Origin of the sequence: Micromonospora sp. M51 (assembly GCF_018070305.1) — a bacterium.
Taxonomy (GTDB): domain Bacteria; phylum Actinomycetota; class Actinomycetes; order Mycobacteriales; family Micromonosporaceae; genus Micromonospora; species Micromonospora parva.
Genome location: NZ_JAGPXZ010000900.1, coordinates 1 through 2,220 on the forward strand (window position 1 = coordinate 1; position 2,220 = coordinate 2,220).

At 71.4% G+C, this 2,220-nt stretch carries 3 protein-coding genes; 1 reads left to right on the plus strand and 2 read right to left on the minus strand.

The features are described from left to right. Both KBX53_RS30435 and KBX53_RS30440 read right to left on the minus strand, forming a co-directional pair. The coding region (locus KBX53_RS30435) for a C39 family peptidase (RefSeq protein ID WP_210863150.1) at positions 1-315 on the minus strand (315 nt) is incomplete at its 3' end. Between the two features lie 664 nt (positions 316-979). Then, positions 980-1,741 (minus strand): SDR family oxidoreductase, encoded by a 762-nt coding sequence (locus KBX53_RS30440; RefSeq protein ID WP_210863152.1) that lies wholly within the window; start codon positions 1,739-1,741, stop codon positions 980-982. Positions 1,742-1,930: 189 nt separating this feature from the next. Here KBX53_RS30440 and KBX53_RS30445 point away from each other — a divergent pair. Continuing rightward, positions 1,931-2,220 (plus strand): helix-turn-helix domain-containing protein (locus KBX53_RS30445; RefSeq protein WP_210863154.1); only part of this gene is annotated, 290 nt, incomplete at its 3' end.

The following is a 2,220-nucleotide window of genomic DNA, read 5'->3' on the forward strand; positions in this document are numbered from 1 at the left end:
GTCGTTGATGGAGTTGGTGCCGGCTTCGGTGGTGCCCATTTCCTTGGCCATGGCGTCGACGCTGATTTCCTTGCCCTGCACGGACAGGGCGTTACGGGCGGCGGCGGGGCCGCAGTAGTAGAAGTTCGGCTGGGCTTCGTAGCGCACGCCGAGCTGACGCTCACCGGCGGGCTTGCGGTCGGTCTGGGTCTGCGACGCCGGCTTGCTGGTGTTCGGGGCGGCGAAGGCGGTGGTGACGGGGCCGGCGATGGCGCCGCCGGTGAAGGCGAGGCCGGCGGCGGTCAGGGCGGTCTTACGGATCAGATCGGTACGCATGATGGCGTGCTCCTCTGCATCGGGGGAAACCGCACAGGCATTCAACGCGGGGGTGCGTGGCCGTGCGGGGATGTTCGCGGGGGCCCGGCGACCCGCTGGGGTCGGCGTCGGGACAGGGTGTAACGGTTCGCGGTGGCGGGTCATTCCGCCGGCCCGCCGGCCCTGTTGTGGTGCTCGGGGGCTGGCTGGTTCGGCGTGCCCGGGGCTGGCCGGTGGTGCTTGGCCGTGCGGGGGGTGTAACCGGGGCGGCCGGGCGGGTGTTCCCGGCGGCTGCTCTCCACCGGGCCGGGGGCGCGGTGGTCTGCCAGGTATAACGACCCGGCCCGGCCCCCGATTCCGCCGTCGGGGTGGCCCCGACCACCCGACACCCCCACCCAAACCGGACATCGGTGCCCGCCGGGATGCCCCGACATGACGGACGAACGGGATGATCGACTCGGGTTCCTGAAAACCGCGCTGTCCCGGTGCGGGGGATACCGCGGTTTCCTGAAAGCCGAGTGGATCACGTCCGTCTGCGCCATTTGCGCCCGCTCGACCGGGGCCGACGCGGGGAGACAGTGCCCGACGGAACCGGGCGACTTGGCCGGACCCGGTCCCACCCTTGGGTCACGTCGCGGGCCCGTTCGCGTGCCCCTCGACGAAGCCCTCCCGATCGGGAGGGGTGTCAGCCTTCGCGACCGGGGAACATCGCCAGGGCCTTCGCGCGCTGCGCGACGAGATCGGCGTAGGTCCCGTCACGTTCGGCCCAACGGTGCATGAGAACGCCCTTCACGAGGATTTCGCGCGGGGTGGGGTTCGCCGAGAGCAGCTGCATGACCTCGGTGGCGAAGTCGTCGAGCGGCAGCGCGTGCGGGTTCACCTTCTCCTGCCCGGCTGTCGCGACGGCCGGGGGAACGAGCTCGACGACGTCGACACCGGTGCCGTCGAGCTGCGCGCGCAGCGCCTCGGAGTAGGCGTGCACCGCTGCCTTCGAGGCGGCGTAGCTGGGCATGGGCGGGAACGGCAGGAAGGCGATGCCGGAGGTGACGGTGATGAAGGTGCCGGCACCCCGACCCACCAGGTGCGGCGTGAAGGCGTCGATGACCCGGATGGTGCCGACCAGGTTGGTGTCGATCGTCGCCTGCGCCGCCCCGAAGTGCGCAGGATCGCGAAGGTCTTCGGTGAGCATGACACCCGACATCGTCACCACCGTGTCCAGTTCGGGGTAACGGGCGAGCACGGCGTCCCGGACAGCGCCGACAGAGGCGCCGTCGGTGACGTCGATGCCGAACGTGCCGAAACCTTCCGCGGCGAGCGCGGAGAGGGCCTCGGGGCTGCGACCGCCAACGGCCACCGTGCTGCCCGCCGCGGCGAACCGCCGGGCCAGCTCCCGCCCGATACCCGACGTGCCGCCGACGATGAGAACTGTGCGGTTGGAGAGATCCACGAGATCTTCCCTTCGATCCAGAGGGCGCCGACGCGTCAACTCGCGGCGCGAACAGTGATGCGCGCTGTCCTTCTCGACGACAGCGCGATCACAGTCTTGACGGGGCCCGGCGGGGGTGGCAGGGCCCCCGTTTTCCCAGGTCCCACCAGGACCCCTCTGCGGCACGCGCACCGCACTACCGTGGTGAGCATGAGGGATGAGGAGTCGGGCGGCGGCCACCGGCTGGGCAGCTACCTCCGGGCCCGGCGCGAACTGGTCTCACCGGCGCAGGTGGGGCTCCCGACCGGCGGCCGGCGCCGCGTGCCCGGCCTGCGCCGCGAGGAGGTCGCCCTGCTCGCCGGGATCAGCCCCGACTACTACCTGCGGCTGGAACGGGGCCGGGACAAGAACCCCTCACCGCAGGTCCTCGAATCACTCGCGCGCGTCCTGCAACTCGCCGACATCGAGCGGACGTATCTGCTCGACCTCGCGGCGCAGGC